Genomic DNA, 19,141 nt, shown 5'->3' with positions numbered 1-19,141 from the left:
TAGTATTTTTCTTATTTTCAGGTTAACATAAAATGTTAGATAACAAGATAAGTATAGGGGATTGTGATTCTGGTGGAAATTTTATCCGTACATAATTTAGAGAGACAAGACAAAGACGTATTATTATTTCCTTCTTTTGATTTGATTGTAAATGCGGGGGAAGTAGTTGCTATTCATTCTAACCTTAATATCCGAGATTCTTTGCTCAAGATTTTCCTAGGAAAGATTCCGACTGGAAAAGGCGAAATAAAAGTACTAGGGAAGAAGCTCGAGAAAAACAAGAAATTAACAGCCTATAAAGCTGGTATTAGTTTTTTTGAACAAGTTGTTTATGAAAGATTATCCGTATTAGATAATCTAAGATTCTTTCACCAAATATTTAATTCGGACCAATCATTAGACGATGTTTTATCCATTACCCAGTTAAGTAATCTAAAGCATAAAGCCGTTCATAAATTAACCTTTTCAGAAAAAAGAAGAGTGTATTTCGCAAAGATATTAATTGAGGATCCTGTCTTGCTTATATTTGAGGAGCCTGAACTAAATGTAGATTTAGAGACTAAGCGGGTTTTCTTAAATGTGTTGGAGCAACTAAAAGGTAAAAGTAAATCTGTTCTTATTCTAACTGGAAATATGGAAAGTGCTATTACAATGTCTGATATAGTATACCGACTAAAAGACGATGGGATTCATCGGGTTGAAACTCGGGATGATGTAGTAGCTTCGGAAATTGGGGAAGTGGAACAAATAAATGAAGAAGAAGATACCCCTCTAGCGTTCAAGTTTAATAAAATTCCAACTAAAGTTAATGAAAAAATTGTATTATTTGATCCGCCAGAGATAGACTATATCGAAAGTAATGATGGTCAATCGAATGTTTTCATAAAAGGAGAAGCATTTCCAAGTACATTTACCATGAACGAACTAGAAGAACGATTAATGCCATTTGGATTTTTCCGTTGCCACCGTTCGTATATTGTTAATCTACAAAAAGTTCGTGAGGTTATTACGTGGACCAGAAATAGTTATAGTTTGGTTTTGGACGATAAACCCAAATCGACTATTCCACTTTCCAAGACAAAAATGGCGCAATTAAAGGAGATGTTGGGCCTAAAATAAGCTCCATTCAACCTAAAAATTACTCTTTTCATGGGAAATATGCTGCCAAAACCCTTGTATTCTCTTAATCTATGGTTAAGCGAAAAAATAATCATCACGGAGGAGTAAAATGGAAAATATTATTGAAGTGAAAAATTTAGCTAAGGTTTTTGGAAACCAAACAGCCTTAGAAGATGTAAATTTTAATGTGAAAAAAGGAGAAACATTTGGATTTCTGGGGCCAAGTGGATCCGGAAAAACAACTACAATAAAAATTTTAACAGGCCAATTATTACAAACATCTGGAGATGCCGAAGTATTTGGGGTGAAAAATACTTCCTTAAATAATGGATCTTACCGAAAAAGAATTGGGGTTCTATCTGATAATAGTGGTCTATATCAGCGTCTTTCTATTATTGAAAATCTAAAGTTTTTTTGTGACTTATATGATGTACCACATAAAAGAATTGACGAGGTTTTGGAACTAGTGAACCTTACGAATGAGAAGAAAAAGGGAATCTCCAAATTATCAAAAGGTATGACACAACGCGTATTATTGGCAAGAACATTACTTCATGAGCCGGAGTTGTTATTCTTAGATGAACCAACATCAGCATTAGATCCGACTAACTCGCAGCAAATTCATGAAGGCCTACGTCGATTAACTGAAAAAGGAACAACGATTTTCTTAACAACACATGATATGGGGGAAGCGGAAACACTGTGTGACCGGGTAGCATTCTTGCATAAAGGTAAGATTCAATTACTTGATGAACCAAAAGCATTACGCCGACAGTTCGCAGATGGTACTTTACGGGTAGAATTAAAAAGTGGAAATGTGGTCAGTATCCCTGCGGGTGCAAAGGGTGCGGATGAACTTTATCAATTCATGTCTAAGGATGAAGTGGTTTCTGTTCATTCCAATGAACCAACATTAGGAGATATTTTTGTGCAAGTTACTGGAAAGGAGTTATTAGTATGACATTATCATGGAAGCGAATTAACGCGATATTTCAAAAGGACACAAAGGATTTATGGAAAAACTATTTTGTTAGTTCTATTATTGTACTACCTATCTTGATGGCCCTTCTTTATAGCTACACTACTGAGGAGCCTTCAATCGATCTACATTATATGATTATCAACCTTGCGTTAGCTTCGGTTACAGCGTTTATTCAATGTGCGGTAATAGCAGAAGAGAAGGAAAAGCATACACTTAGAGGCTTAATGCTTTCACCAGCATCTATTCCTGAGATTCTTATTGGAAAAAGCTTAGTAACTTTATTCTTAACCGTAATCACTCTTTTGGTATGTGCATTTATTACAGGTTATCAGCCAGCAAATATTGCATTAGTTGCTGTAGCGCTATTTATTTCTATGGTGTTTTACATGGGGATTGGCATGATTCTTGGTTTATTATCTAGAACAATCATTGAGGCATCCTTCATTGTTATGCCAGTTATCTTTATATTTGGTTTTGGTTCTATGTTAATGGGCTTAATTGACCGTTATCCAGTACTTTCGTTTGTGGAGTATTTACCGAATATCCAATTGTTAGAGTTCGCATATCAAGTAGAACTTGGTGCGGGGTTTGGTGAATTATGGAGTTATTTAGCGGTTATATTAGCTTGGGCGATTGTTGCGGTAATTTTATCTGGTGTCGTTTATAAGAAGCGTGAGCTGGATGAGTAGAGAAAAGCGATAATACAGTGAATGTTTCTGTTGGGAAGGTGTTCGTGTCAAAATACTTTCCCAACTTTACTTTTGTTTCTTCAAGATTAACACCTCCATAAGTTTTTCAATAATACTAGTATTCATAAAGTTGTATACAAGGTTGTTTTTAGGAGATTCCCAGTGAAATATTCACTAGAAATCTCCCTGTTTATTTCTATCTTAATTCCTTCTCCAAAAACGCGTAAAAGTCCACCCACTCATCAATTAACTTGGATGTTGGTTTACCTAATCCATGACCAGCTTTTGCTTCTAATCTTAAAACAACAGTTGAATCCGGATCTGCTTTTTCAATTAAGGTTGCAGCAAACTTCTTGGCGTGAGCTGGAACCACACGGTCATCACTTTCTGCAGTTGCAATTAGTACAGGTGGGTATAGTACGTCTTCCTTTACATTATGCAATGGTGAATATGCATAAAGGTATGGGAATTGTTCTGGATTATCTGCACTACCGTATTCTGGAATCCAGTAACGACCTATTGTAAATTTATGATAACGTAGCATATCAATTACGGGAACACGGCAGATTACCGCACCATATAGGTCCGGCCTTTGGACCATACAGGCAGCAACTAATAGTCCGCCATTGGAACCACCCATAATAGATAGTTTTTCTTTACGAGTATAGTCATTTTCTATTAACCATTCACCAGCAGCGATAAAATCATCAAAGACATTTTGCTTGTTTTCGAGCATGCCAGCACGATGCCATTCTTCTCCGTATTCCGTTCCACCACGAAGATTTGCTACGGCATAGATCCCACCCTTTTCAATCCAGCGTAGTAATGCAGGGTTAAAAGCAGGCGTCATGTTAATATTAAAGCCACCATACCCGTATAAAATGACAGGGTTTTCGCCATTTAGTTCCATACCTTTCCGATGGGTTAGAAACATAGGAACCTTTGTACCGTCTTTTGATGTGTAGAAAATTTGATTCGTTTCATATGCAGTTGTATCAAAAGGGATGTCAGATTCAGCGAATACCTTTAATTCTTTTGTTTCCATCTTGTAGTTATAAACAACAGTTGGACTTAAGAAGGATGTTACACCAAAGTAGATTTCATTATCATCTTTACTGCGGGTAATATCCGTTAAAGAGCCAAGAATAGGTAGTTCAATATCATGAGAATATGTTCCATCTAATTCAAATACTTTCAATTGGTGATGGGCATCATGTAACAATCCAATAATCAACTTTTCATTCAATGCGATGACAAAATCAATGACATCCTCTTGCTCTGGAATAACTTCTTTCCAGTTAGATGGATCAGCATTATTAATATCAATTGCAATGATTTTCCCGTTTGGCGTGTTTAAATCCGTTTTTAAATAGAAAATATTATCTTTGTTTGTCACATATAAATACTCAGCATCCGCCTCATCCAATAGTCGAGTGAATGAATCGTTCGAGTTAATTGGTCTGAAGTATAGTCGGTTTTCTGTGGCTGTTCCCAGTGAAACGTATAATACGAGATATTTTTCATCATCACTTAGGAAAGTAGAAAACATTAATTCTTTATCCTCCGGTTGTTCATGAACTAGTTCATCGACTGCTTGTGAATCGCCAAGTTTATGGAAAAATACTTTATTAAAATTACTCTCGTCTTCTGGTGCTACACTACCAGGCTCTGGGAATCTACTGTAGAAAAATCCTGAACTATCTGGTGACCAGGTTATACTTGTAAATTTAACATGCTGGATATGGTCTTCCAAATCCTCCCCAGTTGTAAGGTCTCGGACGTGTACCTCCTGCCAGTCACTTCCATGTGTTGAAGTAGCATAGGCAAGATACTTTCCGTCCTTACTAAAGGAGAAATTCGTCATGGCAACAGTTCCGTCTTCACTTAACGTGTTCGGATCTAGTACAACTGTCTCATTTTCTTTATCTTTGTGGAAAAGAATAGCTTGATTTTGTAGGCCGTCATTTTTCTGGTAATAAAGATTACCCTTAACTTTTTTCGGTACAAAGTACTTCGGGAAGTTCCAAAGCTCTTCCAATCTTTTTTTGTCTTCTACCTTCGTTTCAATACCCGAAAAATATGTCTCGCATTTTTCACCCATCCAGTTACTCCACTCCTTAGATTCACTGGAACTTGGATCTTCTAACCAACGGTAAGAGTCACTTACTTTTGTACCGTGATAATCTTCAACGATAGTATCTTTTTTTACTGTAATCAATATGTATCCCCCTTGAAAAAGTCATATATATAGTATTCGATAAAAATGTGTTATTTCCTTTTTATTAATGTGAAATTGTAGGTATAGGATAAAACATATGAAACTTTTGCTATCATCTAGACGTATTAACATAATAAAGATACAATAGGTGTAAATTTAAAGGAGGGGATAAGATGGCTACGACAGAAGATGATCGTTTGTTTGCAATGCTATTATATGTATTAAGTCTTCCATTTCCAGTACTAGGTCCATTATTAATATGGCTGTTAAGAAGAGAGCATTCTGAATTTGTAGATTTTCATGGGAAAGAGTATTTTAACTTTATTATTTCATTCACGATTTATAGTATTGTAAGTAGTATTTTGATGATCGTGTTAATTGGATTTATATTAATTTTCGTTGTTGGGGTTGCGGCTCTAGTTCTAACGATAATTGCTGCTGTTAAGGCATACCAAGGAGAAGCGTTTAGAATTCCATTGGTTATTCGGTTTATTAAGAATTAAAGATTGAAACACGTTCAAGCAAAGGGAGCTTGGACGTGTTTCTTTTGATAGAACTAGTTTTACTACTGCCTTACCTCTTGAGGTAATCTCGGTTTTTGAATTATAATTTGTAGAGTATTCGATTAATAGGAGGTAGTAAATTGGCCACTACAAAAGATAAGAAATCAAGAAAATTTACTATGGTATCAATAATTGCAAACCTTTGTCTACTAATCGTTGCAGTTTCTGCATTGATATATGTTATTTCCTTAGAAACTCCAGACATCAACAAAACTATCTATTACTTCATTTTTGGGATATTGACATTGAGTTTTGGTACTAGATTAATATTCAACATCCTAAAAGTTGATAGGGAGAGAAACAGTTAATATATTAAATGTTAAATCAGTAATTTCCTGTTCTATCTTAAATCCTCTTTCAATTTATACCTAATCGCTAAAAGTGAAAATAACACCATGAAGATAATCGCCACACTGGCTACGTGAATAGTTTCATTCATATCATTAAAATCTTTTATCCTTATAATCGTATTTACCAACAGGTATGAGGAGAAATTACTATTACCAATAAGGGATTCAAGTGCACCAGCAACCATACCAAAAACATTTAACACCAGTACTATCCCAATCACTATGCTAGCAATCATACTTTTAATCATCATGGTGAGACAAAGTATTACAATGGAAAAAGCCCAATGGAGTAAAAACTGACCGATTATTAGTTTCACAAAAAAACCTAAATCACCAATTGTTGTGTTATGAAAGAAAATTGCCCTTCCTATTAGATCAGAAATAATCATAACGATTAACATGAACAATGTGAACAGACCTAAAGTCAGGATTTTTGAAAGGACGGAATGTATGCGTGCGTTATTCATGGATATATAATTTTTATAGAAGCCGGAGTTATATTCACTCATATAGAAATAAACACTGAATACCGTAATATACATCATTACCCATGAGGGCGTTTGGGAAAGTATCGTTTGGATAAACTGGCTTTCATTCATCGCACTCATCAATGTTTCGCCTTCAACTGGCTGCTCATATTTTTTCCCCATAAATATGCCGAATATTTGAAAGGCAGAATAAATCATTAGTAGGATATACATCATTTTGTTTGTTAGAAAGCGATGAAGGTCCATCTTGAATAGGTTAATCATTGATATCACCTTCACTTCCCGTGCGGTTTAAAAAATATTGTTCCAGGCTTTGTTTATGCTTCGTAATCGAATGAACGGAAATGCCCCTTTCGACTAAAACCGTATTTATTTGATGACTTTCTTTACGGGAATCATATACAAATATCATTTGGTCATCCATAACTTTATAATTCATGATATGAAGGTCATTTTCCAAGATGGGAACTGCTAAACCCGCATTGTCTACTTCAACTTCAATACGCTCCTCACATTTAAGCATCAGTTCTTCTTTAGAACTAATCTCGACAATCTCTCCGTGATGAAGAATGGCATATTTAGTTGCTACTTTTGATAACTCCTCCAGGATATGGCTTGAAATAATAATGGTCATTCCACTTTTATTCAAATCCAAAATCAATTTTCTAACCTCAGAAATTCCCTGTGGATCTAAACCATTAATTGGTTCATCCAAAATTAAAACATCTGGGCTCCCTAATAAGGCAACCGCAATCCCGAGTCTTTGTTTCATCCCCATGGAAAAATTATTGACCTTTGTCCTGTTAGAACTCTCCAGTCCAACAAGCTTCAGTAGTTCGTTAATATGCTTTTTTCGGTCCTTCATTCCATAGGAAATAGCTACAAAATCCAGGTTTTTATATGCGGAGTACTGGGGAAATAATCCTGCATTCTCAATAAGCAAGCCCATTCGTTCGAAATAAGGATGATTCGCATTCATTGCATGGTCAAATAGATGGATTTCCCCAGATGACGGAAACATTAGACCTCCAATCAACTTCAGAAGGGTAGACTTTCCCGCTCCGTTTTGACCAATCAATCCGAAAATTTCCCCTTTGTTTATTTTAAGGTCCACCTTACGCAAAGCTTCTTTTGATTTGAACTTTTTCGTTAACTGATTAACTTCAATAATGGCATCAGACATAGTTGCCACCTCCTACCTATTAGGTTAAATAAAAGAAGCTAATATAGTGTCAAGAAAGGGTTAAGAAAGTTCAAAGAATAATTAAGTGCTCAACCTGAAGCCAATACCCCAAACGGTGTCAATATAGGATTCATCTGTGTGAACCTTTATTTTATTGCGGATATTGCTAATATGCACTGTGATGGTCTTGTCTTCGCCTATGTACATGTCTTCCCATGCCAATTCATATAAATCCTGCTTTGTAAACACACGATTAGGATTTTTCACTAATACCTCAATAATTTTGTATTCTTGTCGTGTTAGATTTAAGGGAGCTTGATGGACACTAACATTCATTGTGGTTGTATCTAATAGTAAGTCTTTATGTCGGTATTCTACGGGAGGTTCTGTTTTGGAATGCCTTTTTAAATGAACATTAACTCTGGCAACCAATTCTTTAACTTCGAATGGTTTTGTAACGTAATCGTTAGCCCCTAAGTTAAATAAGTTTAATTTATTATCGAGCTTTTCCTTAGCAGACAATACAATTACTGGAGTATCGCACTGTAATTTTGTTCTTAATTCGTACATGAAGTCTTCCCCTGATAAACCTGGAAGCATAAGGTCCAGTATAATAAGCTCATATACATGATGGGTAACATTCATTTTTCCTTCACTACCAGAAAATGCTTGCGTACATGCGAAATTTTCTTTTTGAAGCACATCAACGATAATGTTATTAATATGTTCATCGTCCTCGATAATCAGAATACTAGGCCGACCCAGTACGTTCATATTCATCCTTCCTTTCAGTTTTTACAAAAGTAACACGGATACAAAACTGGTTATCCTTCCATTCAGCATGAACAGATCCGTTCATTTTTTCCATTAGAGAATTTACGATAGAAAGACCTAATCCAGAAGAGTGATTGGTACGGGATGAGTCCTCCTTATAAAAGCGGGTGAATATTTTATCAAAGTTGATCAATTGGCTCTGCTTTAGCAAATTGGTAAAGTGAAAAACTACCTCGCTCTTTTTATCTTCATAATGAATAGATAATGCACCTTCTCCATGTAAAAGGTAGTTTTTAATAATGTTTTCGCTGACTCTTTCCAGTGCACTTTCATTTCCGTTGATAAAAATTGGGGATTCTGGAAGATTGATATCCGGTTCATATCCAATTTGTGAAAATTCATCAATAAAAGAAAAAAGACGTCCTTTCAGCATATTAACAATTTCAATCGATTCAAGTTCTAAAACATATTCTGGGTTTTGCAATTTAGTATATAGAAAAAGCTCATCGACAAGTGTAATAATCTGTCTTATTCTAGTCTGGGCCATCATTATGTATTGGGTTTTTTCTTTATAGTCTTTGGAACGTTCGGCCAGTTGAAGATAACCATCAAGTGAAGTCAGTGGGGTTCGTATGTCATGGGATAGGTTAACAATAGCTGCATTAATTTCTTCATTTTTCTTTAAGAATTCTTGATTTAGTTCTCTCTGATTACGAAGCATCGTATTACATAAATTTATTAATTGATGAATTTCTTTCGGTTTGATTTGTGTTTGAATAAATTTGAAAGAATTATGCTCAGAGATAAAAGATAGTTGCTTCCCGATATCCTTAATCTGGCTTTTGTAATACATGAGGTATAGACTTTGGATAATTAATGCGATGGATAACAGTAATAGGGCGATAAGCATATGTACACTTCCCTTCTAAACACTATTATATCTGGTTAAATTGGGAAATTATATAATGAATTATTTTAATTAAGATTATATAATTAATATTCTGTTAATAATATGTTTATTTATCCTACTCAAGGAGAGAAGTAATTTGGGAGAATTTATTTTAGGGGTATTAATTAGGTTAGGACTGATTGTAGGAGTTTTTCTAATTTCACATCTAATTTGTATTGTTGTTAGGAAAAAGGATAATAATATTCTTTTGTTTATCATCATGGGTTTTGTTTCATTACTTCTCTCATATATCTGGAATGGGGAATATGGTTCATTCCTTCAAACTTGGGGGATAGTGAGTTTATTGGTTGCTTTAATTGGTTGGATAAAAGGTAGAATTAGGAATATATAAGTTTATTCTACAATTGTATTTATCTTAGAATAAGGTCAGCCGTTGCTCTTTTCCTTTTTTACTGTTACAAAAATAAAAAGGACTCAGCCCCTAATAAGAATCGGGGTCCTGAGTCCTTTCTGTTTCAATGGAGCATAGCGGGATCGAACCGCTGACCTCTTGCATGCCATGCAAGCGCTCTCCCAGCTGAGCTAATGCCCCGTATCATATACCAATATTATACTCACTTAAAAGTGATTTTTCAATCAAATAAGATTACTAGTATAATTGAATATGAAACATATAAGAAAAAGAATACGTCTAATTTGATGTGGAAAAGTATAAGGTTTTAGTAGGGGGATTTTCAAATCCTTTAGACAATTTACGAGGTGCTATCTTGAATTTTTATAAAGTAATAGAAGAACCGAACAATAATAATTATGCTCTTATAAAAGAAAGAATTGCTGTAAGGGGCGTTATTTATAGAAAAGACAAGCTTTTGCTAGTTCAGTCTAATAGAGATTACTATAAGTTTCCTGGCGGTGGAGTAGAGAAAGAGGAAAGCCTTGAAGATGGACTAATTCGGGAAATTAGAGAAGAAACTGGCTATGTAAATTGTCAGTTGATACGTAAAATGGGAACTGTAATAGAGAGAAAGATAGATGAATATGATAATAATGCTCTGTTCCAAATGATATCTGTTTATTATCTTTGTGAACTGGTTGATGAGTATAAAGTCTCTCCAGAACTCGATGATTATGAGAATGAAGAACAGTTCACGCCAGTTTGGATTCTACCCGAGGAAGCAATTAGGCAAAATCAAATAATGATTAACCAGCTAGAACAAAACAGCTTTCTCAAGCGTGAAAGTTTTGTCCTTAATCAACTAAATCAATTCTTCAACAAGAACAAGTAAAACATCAGTGATATAACATTAATCTGGAGAAGGAGTGATTACAATGAAAAAGTTGTTCAAGTTTACTAGTTTCGTATGTATCCTTCTTGTAGTAATAGGAGCTATTTGGTTTGGAAAGAATTACTTCGTATCAGAAACTGGCTTTTTTGCAAAAGAAGCCCATCAACTGGAACGATTTCCGGTTGATAAAATTGGTAAGATAAAACCGGACCCTGCTGCGCTGTTAATAAAAAGAATTGTTCAACGTGCAAAGGATGGGAAATTGCCAGAAGCGACAGTGGTTGCTGGTAAGACTACACTTGATGAAGTAAAAACTAAGTGGGGAGAACCCGAAAACTCTATTACTGCGGGTGACGGGGTTTATATCGATTATCAAGATGGGTCAGTTAGTTTAGGATACAGTAATAATATTATTTTTGATGTTCGATCGTATGGAGAAGAACTAAAGGATATACACTTTGAAGATATTATCCAACTTGCAGGAGAAGCGGATGAACAACGCTATTATAAAGATAACCAAATAGACCAAATTATATTGGTTTATCAACTGAATGAGACGTATCAATTAAAGTGGATTCTACCTAGACCTACAGAAAAGGTAGCAAATCCCACAGTACATCATATTTCCGTTTACACGGAACCAACTAATCCAGAGAAAGAGGAGCCTAGTTTAGTTGATTCATTAACTCTAGATGAAAAAATAGGTCAAATGATCATCGCAGGAATTGAAGGAACAACACCAACACCAGAAACAACTAATTTAATTGAGGACTATAAAGTTGGCGGAATTATTTTCTTTAGCGATAATTTAACAAGCTATAGTCAATCAAGAAATTTTGTTAATGGTATAAAACAAATCAATGCTGCCAATAAAATTCCGTTATTCCTATCTGTTGACCAAGAGGGGGGACGTGTTCGGAGACTTCCTGGACTTGAAGAACTGCCAACAAACAGGGATATTGGATTAAAAAATGATCCGCAGCTCTCATATCGAATTGGAAAGATTTTGGCGAAGGAACTTCAGGCTTTCGGTATGAATATGAACTATTCCCCTGTCCTGGACGTAAATAGTAACCCAAAGAACCCTGTCATTGGTGACCGTGCATTTGGTGATGAGGCAGAGCTTGTTAGTAAGCTCGGGATCCAGACGATGAAAGGAATGGAAGATGAGAATATTATCCCTGTTATCAAGCATTTTCCTGGGCACGGGGATACAGCGGTGGATTCCCATCTGGAGTTGCCACGTATTGATAAAAGTTTAGCTGAACTCTATGATTTGGAATTAATTCCATTTATCAATGCCATAAATGACGGCGCGGATGTTGTCATGGTTGCCCATATATTATTCGAACAATTAGATACAGAATATCCATCTTCTATGTCAAGGCCAATCATTACAGGTTTACTCAGGGATGAGCTGGGCTATGATGGTGTTATCGTGACAGACGACATGATGATGGATGCAATAAAGAATCATTATGAAGCTGGGGAAGCTGCTGTCCAATCGGTAAAGGCAGGTAATGACATCATTTTAATTAGTAAGCATTATGAGGATATTGTGCAATCCATTGAAGCGATCAAGGCGGCAGTACAAGCTGGTGAAATTAGTGAGGAACGAATAAATGAAAGTGTTGAGAGAATTATAGCATTAAAGGAAAAGTATCATGTAAACGATGATCCGGTTGAGTACCATGATATTCAACTCCTTAATGAGCAAATTAAAGAGTTATTCCAATAGGACTGTTCATTCGAGCAGTCCTATTCTATTTAACACCAATTTTTATTGGAGTTTTAAATAAATAAATTAAATCTTTATAAAATATGGCTTATCCTGAGTCTTTAGTCTGGAAATGAAGACTTAGGCCATTACTCCTGTTTTTTGAAAAATCATAGGGAAATAGTTGTGAATACTTCCAACTTTACAAAAACTACATAGAATAAGAGAGTTTATTATGATATGAATGATATGTAAGATGCAATTTTGGTCTACGATTCTATGAAAAAGTGGAGGGTAAAAATGAAAAAAGCATCGATTAAGAAGTTATTCAACCTATTTCTTATTTTTGCACTAGTTTTTGCGAATACACCGTACGTATTTGCCGAATCAGTAACTGGTGAGGAAGAAACACTTGCCGAGGATTTATTTATCTCGGAATATGTAGAAGGTAGTTCATTTAATAAGGCTCTTGAGATTTATAACGGTACGGGAGAAGCGGTTAATCTATCAAACTATACATTAGAGCTGTATAGTAATGGTGCTTCTTCACCAAGCCAAACGGTCACATTATCAGGTGTACTAGAGTATGGTGATGTTTTCGTATTGGCACATGCAAGTGCTAGTGAAGCAATACTGAACGTTGCTGATGTAACAAATAATGCTGTTATAAACTTTAATGGTGATGATGCGGTAGCGTTAACGAACAATGGTAGTTTACTAGATGTACTTGGAACAATTGGAGAGAGACCAAACTTTGGTGCAGATAAGACCTTAGTAAGAGATTCCTCTGTTATCGCTTCAAGTGACGTTTACAATGAATCACAATGGGTTAATCAAGGCAAAGATAACTTTACATACTTAGGATTTCATGAAATGGATGGTGTAAATCCAGGTGAGCCAGGTGACCCTGGAGATCCAGGAGAACCGGGAGAGGTATCGCCAATTGGTGATATTCGTAATTTGGCAGATGGTACTGTCGTGACAGTGGAAGGAGTTGTAACTGTTAACAGCGATGCTATAAGTAATGTTGGTCAGTTTACAACGTATATTCAGGATGATTCAGCTGGTATTAATCTGTTTGCTTATGAAAAGGGAGATTTACCAAGCCTATCTAAAGGGGATAAGGTGCAAGTTGTTGGGGAACTAGATTCTTATAATGGTTTGAAGGAAATTATTCCAACATCCCTAGAAGTAATAGCGCAAAATCAACCTTTGCCTGAAGCACAAATAATAACTTTAGAAGACTTGAACAATTCTACTATTGCAGAGTCTCTTGAAGGGCAATTAGTCCAAGTTAATGCATTTATTAATAATATTCCTGGAAGCCCTGCTGGTGGGGGATATAATGTCTCTCTAGTTGATGCAGAGTTCAATGGAACAACATTACGTGTGATGGAAAATGCTTTAGATATTTCACAAGTGGAATCAGATAAGTGGTACGACATTACGGCTATTGTTAGTCAATATAATGATTATCAACTAATTCCAACAGAGCAAGCGGATATCCGTCTGGCTGCTGAACAACCAGAATCTCCGTCTCCAGCAGGATACTATGAAACTACTGTTGCCAGTATTACAGATGGGGATACCATCCGAATTGAAACGCCGGTATTTGGTGAAACAAGAGTACGTTTCTTAAATATGGATACGGCAGAGACCTATAATGCACATAATAATGACCCAGCACGTGCGGAAATTAATCAGAATCAAAAGTATTATGGTGAATTAGCAAAAACTTATATTAATGAATTAATTCAGCCTGGGGATGAAATCTTATTAAAAATTGGTGAAGAGCCAACAGATGATTATGGTCGTATTTTAGCTGAAGTTATTCGTAAAGATGATAACTTAAATATCAATCTAGAAATGGTGGCACAAGGCTATGCTTCAACTTATTTCCTTGCACCAATTGATGAAGAGGCATATCCGGTTTACCAAGATGCGGTAAGAGAAGCAAAGGCTGCTGGATTAGGAATCTGGAATCCAGAAAATCCACTACTCGAGCTTCCGTTTGTGTTCCGTGCTTTTGATGATAAAAAAGGATTATTACGATATGTTGGAAACTCTGACACAATGGAATATGTTGTACCACAGGATTGGGAGACCGTTCCAGTTGATAAACGTATCTTCTTCACTAGTCCTGAGGAAGCGGAATCTTATGGATTTATGCCATTTGGAACTGAAAATCCTACTATATTAGATGTGCAAATTTTAAGCATGAATGATTTACATGGAAAAATTGATCAGGAATATATGATTGATCCTGATGGTGACGGTGTAAATGAAATGTATGGTCGTATGGATTATACTGCTACAGCAATGAAAGAACGTGAAGCAGAAAATCCTAACACTATAATCGTACATGCAGGTGACATGATTGGCGGAAGTTCTCCAGTATCTGGGCTTCTCCAAGATGAGCCAACTGTAGAAATTATGGAAGAAATCGGCTTTGATGTAGGAACAGTAGGGAACCATGAGTTTGACGAAGGTCTTGATGAACTACTGCGTATGGTAAATGGCGGGGATCATCCAGAAGGCAAGGGAACGGAAGGTTATGATGGTATGAACTTCCCAGTACTGTGCGCAAACTGTGTGGATGAAGATACAGGTGAAACATTCCTAGACCCTTATTATATTGCAGAAGTTGAAGGCGTGGAGATCGGTTTCATTGGCGTAAATACGGTGGAAACGGTCAATATGGTAATGCCTGCTTCACTTGAAGGAGTGGCATTTACAGACGAAGCGGAAGCTGTGAATGACGCAGTAGCAGATTTGAAAGCTCAAGGTGTAAAGTCAATCGTTGTCTTAGCACATATGCCTGCATATCAGTCTGGGGAAAGTGCGACGGGGGCAGCAGCTGATTTAGCTAATACAATCGATGATGAAGTAGATATTATTTTTGCAGCACATAACCACGTGGTGAATAATGCGGTAGTAGATAATAAGCTAATTGTTCAAGCAAATGAATATGGTAAAGCATTTGCTGATGTAGATATACAAATTGATCGTACAACTGGTGATATTGTTGGGAAATCAGCGGAAGTTGTTTTTGTTAAACAGAGTGACTATACGCCAGACGCAGTAGTAGGTGAAACCTTATCATACTATGCTGAGGCGATTGCGCCAATCATTAATGAAGAAGTTGGCTTTAATGCACAAGACTTAACTGGTAGTTACTCGAATGATAGCGACCATGGTCTTGGAAATCTTATTGCTGATGGTATGAAATGGACAATGGGTAGTGATTTTGCGATGCAAAACGGTGGTGGAATTCGTGACATCTTACTAGCGGGTCCAGTCACTTGGGGTGAACTATACAATATCTTGCCATTTGGTAATACATTAATGACAGTTGACATTACCGGTGCGGATCTTTACCCAATTTTAAATGAGCAGCTATCTGAATATGGTTCCGATTATAGTATTGCTGGATTCCATTATACATTCAATCCAGAATTGCAACAGGTTGTAGATATCACACTTCCAGATGGAACACCAATTGATAGGGATGCTGTTTACACACTAACCGTAAACAACTACATGGGCACTTCGGATGGACCAATTAAGGACCTTGGCCAAAATCCTGAAATGGGTCCTGTTGATGTGGATGCAATGGTGGAATACGTTAAGAGCCTAAATAGCTCCGAGGATAACCCGATTGTTTATGGACCTGAAGGAAGAATTGCAACAACAGACGAAGTTCCAGGGGAAGAGCCTGAAGAACCAGAGTATGTGGAAGTTCACGTTAAGAAGAATAACGGAACAGCAACGGTTCATACAGAAGACTTAGAAGCACTTGAGTACGGGTCACACGTATTAATCGATATTTACAATAGAAGTAAACCTAGAAAACTCTTGTTGAATAAAAAGCAAGTGGAAATATTGAAAGAAAAAAATATCACACTAAAGGTAACAAACGGAACAACATCCAAAACATTTGTTATGGTTGAAGTGAGAGATAGAATTTTACAAGTAAGTTTAGAGGATTAAGCTATGCAGGGTATCTCTAGTTTAGAGATACCCTGTCTTATTGATTAGTTAATAAAATTCTTTTGTCTAGAGTTTCATTTTCTTAAGGCGTCCACGCGTTATGCATAATACCCACAAGCTTCCATTCCCCATCATATTCTTCAAAAATAAGTGTTAACTGCATCCAACTTAACTCTTCTCCTTCAACTGTTTCATCGAAGGAGTATTGCACCATATGAGCATCTGGGAACATGCCCCTAACATTATCTGTGAAGAATTCTGGACCCGATAAATATTGTTGGTTTACATAGATGGCATCTGGTTCCTGCTTAGCATAAACATAGCTGTCGAAGTATTCAGCTGGTGTCATCTCAATTGGTAATCCGCTTGCTGCATGATCCCCCCAATGGTAAACTTCTTCGTCTTGCAGTAATGTTGGAATTTCATTTGCATGAAATGTTATAGGTTCATGTTGTTCATACATCGGCGTAGACGTTAACTGTAAGAAAGGTGCAAATAATACGCCTTTCTCAGGATGAACATAGGTAGCTAGTTCATTCATATCCCCATTTGCTAATATATCGAGTACTTCGTTTGCAGGTTCCATTACACCTGGTTTCTTATAGTGGAGTTCAAGTGCTATAATATTCGCTTCATCTTTTGGATAGGTAATCGTACCATCATAAATCAACTGTAAATCATAATGTTCCAACATATAGGACATGATGACTCTATCTTTGTTTTCATTCATGTAAGTTGACTTCGGACTACCTAAAACATTTTCAACATCGGCCACTGTAACATGATCACCTGGATTTAGTTCAAATCGATAGGACAAATACATATCTGAATCATTAGGCTTAATAAATATATGATCACCATATACATCCGCAGTTCCACCATCTACTTCAAATGACTCAAACTTTTCTCCGTATTGATTTTCAAATACAGAAGGATCAGCTGGTAACTGAACGGTTAATATATTTGGTAGTCTTCCAATAGAAGCATAGGATAAGAAGTTTTCGTCTAGCATATCTTTAAGGTATGGCACTTCAGAAGCCATCCACGATTCTAAATCATACCCATCGATTAAAGTTGCACCATGCTGAATGAGTAGGTCTCCAATCGGCATGAGATTATATTTTCCTGCCATCCATAAAACGGTGAAATCGCTAGAAGTAGTTATGGTAGTGTTTGGATTCGCTCCAGATTCTAACAAAAGTTTGGCCATTTCTGTTTGATGACCGTATACGGCATTTACTAAAGCACTATGATCACGTGCATTGCGATGCTCCAATTCAGCTCCGCTATCTATAAGCAGTTTTGCTACTGCAGTACTAGTTGTAAGTGTTAGTGGAGTATCCTTATATCCATCAACAGCATTTGAATTTGCCCCTAGCTCTAATAATTCCGTCACAATAGATTCTAGATTTTCTTTAGCGGCAATTAGAAGGGCTTTATCTGGATTTGCCCCATCCTGAATAAATTCATATATATTATCCCAGTTTCTTTCACTTGGTGCTTTTGCCAATTCACTATCAAATAGTTCCTGGACATTCTCCGTTTCATCCGGTTGTTCTTCCGTTTTTTCCTCATCTTCTAAATCTTCAACTGCTAAATGTTCATTGGTAAAGAACACATCTCTAAATTCATGCCACTTGGAAGCATCAAATTCATAGAGATTGTTACCGATATACACGAGTCCGGTTTCCTCAAAGTGTAATGTTTGTAGCAGTTCCCCTTCTTGATTATAAAGCTCCAATCCTTCTACAGAACTAAACCTATCACGGTCACTATTTAATTCAGTAAATTCCAGAGAACCTACCGTATCGTAAAATGAATCAATAATCTCCCGGTCCTCGGAAGAATAAGAAATATTCTCTGTTATGCCAACTATTTTTGTAATATCTTCATCAACAAAACTGGAAAATGGTATGGTTGATGTTTGAGGACTTTGGCCAACATTACCGTAAATTAATATTACAAATAAAAATGCTGCTGCTATGGCACCAATGGTGGCGGTAATACCTTTAATATTACGTTTCTTTTTTGGTGTTATCTTTGTAGTCCTCGTATTCATAATGGTCCGTTTTATTTGTAACTCTCTATTCTTATCTAATGTAGGCTTTGGCATCATACGTAAGCGATCATCTAATTGCTCTAGGTGAGTTAGTTTCTTCATAAGAGAAACACCTCCTTAGTTCTTCATGTAAAGCTATTTTGGCCCGATAATGTGTCGACTTTACTTTGCTTTCACTCCATTTCAATATACTTGCAGTTTCTTGTACAGAGAGCTCCTTAATTCCCCTTAGTATGATGACATCTTGATAATTTGGTTTTAGTAATTGAATGCATTCATAAATAGATTTCGTATTTTCATTTAGATCCAGGATGGTTTCAGGAGACGTATCTGTTTTTGGTTCATTCATCGTGTCTAACGGGACAGTGTCCGCCCATTTCTTAGACTTTTTCTTTCTTGATTCATCAATGGCTACGTTGCGCGCAATACTAAATAGCCAAGTCTTAGGTGTTGAATTTTCTTTAAAACCATTAAACCCTTTTAACGCTTTAATGAAGACTTCCTGCAGTAAGTCTTCGGCATCACTTGGTCCGACTCTATATATTAGAAAATGATAAATATCATTACCATAGCGTTCAAACCAATCTGAAATAATCTCGTTATGTGACACCATACATCACCTCCTGGTTTTCATTAAATTAGACGAAGATTATGTAAATAAATTGCACTTTCATAAGAAATTATTATATGAAGATTGATTGTTTCATTTTTATTATTATAAAATGTTTAAGATGCGTTCAAAATTTCTTAACTAATTTCTTTTTGTAATTTTTTACTATATATTAGAAATAGTACTTGCACATATGAATAAGG

The 19,141-nt window shown here is 36.1% G+C and carries 16 protein-coding genes and 1 tRNA gene; 9 read left to right on the top strand and 8 right to left on the bottom strand.

The annotated features are described in order from the left end of the window. The first annotated feature begins 72 nt into the window (after nt 1-72). The 3 genes from K332_RS0117845 to K332_RS0117835 all read left to right on the top strand — a co-directional run bounded on the left by K332_RS0117845 (nt 73) and on the right by K332_RS0117835 (nt 2,790). Nucleotides 73-1,119 carry a LytTR family transcriptional regulator DNA-binding domain-containing protein gene (locus K332_RS0117845; protein ID WP_026908695.1) on the top strand — a complete coding sequence of 349 codons (1,047 nt, stop codon included), beginning with the start codon at nt 73-75 and terminating at the stop codon, nt 1,117-1,119. A gap of 109 nt (nt 1,120-1,228) precedes the next feature. After that, a complete protein-coding gene (locus K332_RS0117840) occupies nt 1,229-2,080 on the top strand; it encodes an ABC transporter ATP-binding protein (RefSeq protein ID WP_026908694.1) in 852 nt (283 codons plus the stop codon). Next, nucleotides 2,077-2,790, top strand: a complete 714-nt coding sequence (locus K332_RS0117835) for an ABC transporter permease (RefSeq protein ID WP_026908693.1) — start codon at nt 2,077-2,079, stop codon at nt 2,788-2,790. The genes K332_RS0117840 and K332_RS0117835 overlap by 4 nt, the downstream gene beginning before the upstream one ends. Nucleotides 2,791-2,986: 196 nt before the next feature. On the opposite strand, the gene K332_RS0117830 is transcribed toward K332_RS0117835, so the two are convergent. Further along, nucleotides 2,987-5,008, bottom strand: a complete 2,022-nt coding sequence (locus K332_RS0117830; RefSeq protein WP_026908692.1) for a prolyl oligopeptidase family serine peptidase — start codon at nt 5,006-5,008, stop codon at nt 2,987-2,989. 173 nt (nt 5,009-5,181) lie between these two features. Between K332_RS0117830 and K332_RS0117825 the strand changes: the two genes are divergently transcribed. Together K332_RS0117825 and K332_RS0117820 are read left to right on the top strand one after the other, a co-directional pair. Next, nucleotides 5,182-5,511, top strand: coding sequence for a DUF4870 domain-containing protein (locus K332_RS0117825; protein ID WP_026908691.1), 330 nt, complete (start codon nt 5,182-5,184; stop codon nt 5,509-5,511). 140 nt (nt 5,512-5,651) lie between these two features. Continuing rightward, nucleotides 5,652-5,879, top strand: coding sequence for a hypothetical protein (locus tag K332_RS0117820; protein ID WP_026908690.1), 228 nt, complete (start codon nt 5,652-5,654; stop codon nt 5,877-5,879). 32 nt (nt 5,880-5,911) lie between these two features. On the opposite strand, the gene K332_RS0117815 is transcribed toward K332_RS0117820, so the two are convergent. The 4 genes from K332_RS0117815 to K332_RS22855 all read right to left on the bottom strand — a co-directional run bounded on the left by K332_RS0117815 (nt 5,912) and on the right by K332_RS22855 (nt 9,276). Next, nucleotides 5,912-6,673 (bottom strand): ABC transporter permease, encoded by a 762-nt coding sequence (locus K332_RS0117815; RefSeq protein ID WP_026908689.1) that lies wholly within the window; start codon nt 6,671-6,673, stop codon nt 5,912-5,914. Continuing rightward, complete coding sequence (locus K332_RS0117810; protein ID WP_026908688.1) at nt 6,666-7,592, bottom strand: ABC transporter ATP-binding protein; 927 nt, start codon at nt 7,590-7,592, stop codon at nt 6,666-6,668. Before K332_RS0117810 ends, K332_RS0117815 begins: the two co-directional genes overlap by 8 nt. Nucleotides 7,593-7,673: 81 nt before the next feature. Further along, nucleotides 7,674-8,366, bottom strand: coding sequence for a response regulator transcription factor (locus K332_RS0117805; RefSeq protein WP_036689255.1), 693 nt, complete (start codon nt 8,364-8,366; stop codon nt 7,674-7,676). After that, nucleotides 8,344-9,276, bottom strand: a complete 933-nt coding sequence (locus K332_RS22855) for a sensor histidine kinase (protein ID WP_051359520.1) — start codon at nt 9,274-9,276, stop codon at nt 8,344-8,346. Before K332_RS22855 ends, K332_RS0117805 begins: the two co-directional genes overlap by 23 nt. Before the next feature lie 136 nt (nt 9,277-9,412). On the opposite strand from K332_RS22855, the gene K332_RS0117795 reads away from it, so the two are divergent. Further along, a complete protein-coding gene (locus K332_RS0117795) occupies nt 9,413-9,667 on the top strand; it encodes a hypothetical protein (protein WP_026908686.1) in 255 nt (84 codons plus the stop codon). 128 nt (nt 9,668-9,795) lie between these two features. Here K332_RS0117795 and K332_RS0117790 read toward each other — a convergent pair. Further along, nucleotides 9,796-9,868 (bottom strand) — tRNA-Ala (locus K332_RS0117790). 175 nt (nt 9,869-10,043) lie between these two features. Between K332_RS0117790 and K332_RS22850 the strand changes: the two genes are divergently transcribed. The 3 genes from K332_RS22850 (at nt 10,044) to K332_RS0117775 (ending at nt 16,269) form a co-directional block, all read left to right on the top strand. Next, entirely contained in the window at nt 10,044-10,562 is a 519-nt protein-coding gene (locus K332_RS22850) for an NUDIX hydrolase (RefSeq protein WP_036689252.1), read from the top strand. A 43-nt stretch (nt 10,563-10,605) separates the two neighbouring features. After that, nucleotides 10,606-12,300, top strand: a complete 1,695-nt coding sequence (gene nagZ, locus K332_RS0117780; RefSeq protein WP_026908685.1) for a beta-N-acetylhexosaminidase — start codon at nt 10,606-10,608, stop codon at nt 12,298-12,300. Nucleotides 12,301-12,579: 279 nt separating this feature from the next. Then, nucleotides 12,580-16,269, top strand: coding sequence for a 5'-nucleotidase C-terminal domain-containing protein (locus K332_RS0117775; protein WP_026908684.1), 3,690 nt, complete (start codon nt 12,580-12,582; stop codon nt 16,267-16,269). A gap of 82 nt (nt 16,270-16,351) precedes the next feature. On the opposite strand, the gene K332_RS0117770 is transcribed toward K332_RS0117775, so the two are convergent. Together K332_RS0117770 and K332_RS22845 are read right to left on the bottom strand one after the other, a co-directional pair. After that, the gene (locus tag K332_RS0117770; protein WP_026908683.1) at nt 16,352-18,430 is read right to left on the bottom strand and encodes an ankyrin repeat domain-containing protein; all 2,079 of its coding nucleotides are present in this window, start codon (nt 18,428-18,430) and stop codon (nt 16,352-16,354) included. Further along, nucleotides 18,396-18,941, bottom strand: coding sequence for an RNA polymerase sigma factor (locus K332_RS22845; protein WP_342665470.1), 546 nt, complete (start codon nt 18,939-18,941; stop codon nt 18,396-18,398). Before K332_RS22845 ends, K332_RS0117770 begins: the two co-directional genes overlap by 35 nt. Nucleotides 18,942-19,141: the final 200 nt, after the last annotated feature.

This window comes from Paucisalibacillus globulus DSM 18846 (assembly GCF_000482485.1).
In the GTDB taxonomy this organism is placed as follows: domain Bacteria; phylum Bacillota; class Bacilli; order Bacillales; family Amphibacillaceae; genus Ornithinibacillus; species Ornithinibacillus globulus.
The sequence above is the reverse complement of the archived record's forward strand: the minus strand, read 5'-3'. Positions and strand labels throughout refer to the sequence as shown.

What these genes read in the sequence shown, in the direction of transcription:
- nagZ (WP_026908685.1), top strand. Translation starts at nt 10,606, where the DNA reads ATGAAAAAGTTGTTCAAGTTTACTAGTTTCGTATGTATCCTTCTTGTA.
- K332_RS0117805 (WP_036689255.1), bottom strand. Translation starts at nt 8,366, where the DNA reads ATGAACGTACTGGGTCGGCCTAGTATTCTGATTATCGAGGACGATGAA.
- K332_RS0117825 (WP_026908691.1), top strand. Translation starts at nt 5,182, where the DNA reads ATGGCTACGACAGAAGATGATCGTTTGTTTGCAATGCTATTATATGTA.
- K332_RS0117815 (WP_026908689.1), bottom strand. Translation starts at nt 6,673, where the DNA reads ATGATTAACCTATTCAAGATGGACCTTCATCGCTTTCTAACAAACAAA.
- K332_RS0117840 (WP_026908694.1), top strand. Translation starts at nt 1,229, where the DNA reads ATGGAAAATATTATTGAAGTGAAAAATTTAGCTAAGGTTTTTGGAAAC.
- K332_RS22845 (WP_342665470.1), bottom strand. Translation starts at nt 18,941, where the DNA reads ATGGTGTCACATAACGAGATTATTTCAGATTGGTTTGAACGCTATGGT.
- K332_RS0117810 (WP_026908688.1), bottom strand. Translation starts at nt 7,592, where the DNA reads ATGTCTGATGCCATTATTGAAGTTAATCAGTTAACGAAAAAGTTCAAA.
- K332_RS22855 (WP_051359520.1), bottom strand. Translation starts at nt 9,276, where the DNA reads ATGCTTATCGCCCTATTACTGTTATCCATCGCATTAATTATCCAAAGT.
- K332_RS0117770 (WP_026908683.1), bottom strand. Translation starts at nt 18,430, where the DNA reads ATGAAGAAACTAACTCACCTAGAGCAATTAGATGATCGCTTACGTATG.
- K332_RS0117835 (WP_026908693.1), top strand. Translation starts at nt 2,077, where the DNA reads ATGACATTATCATGGAAGCGAATTAACGCGATATTTCAAAAGGACACA.
- K332_RS0117775 (WP_026908684.1), top strand. Translation starts at nt 12,580, where the DNA reads ATGAAAAAAGCATCGATTAAGAAGTTATTCAACCTATTTCTTATTTTT.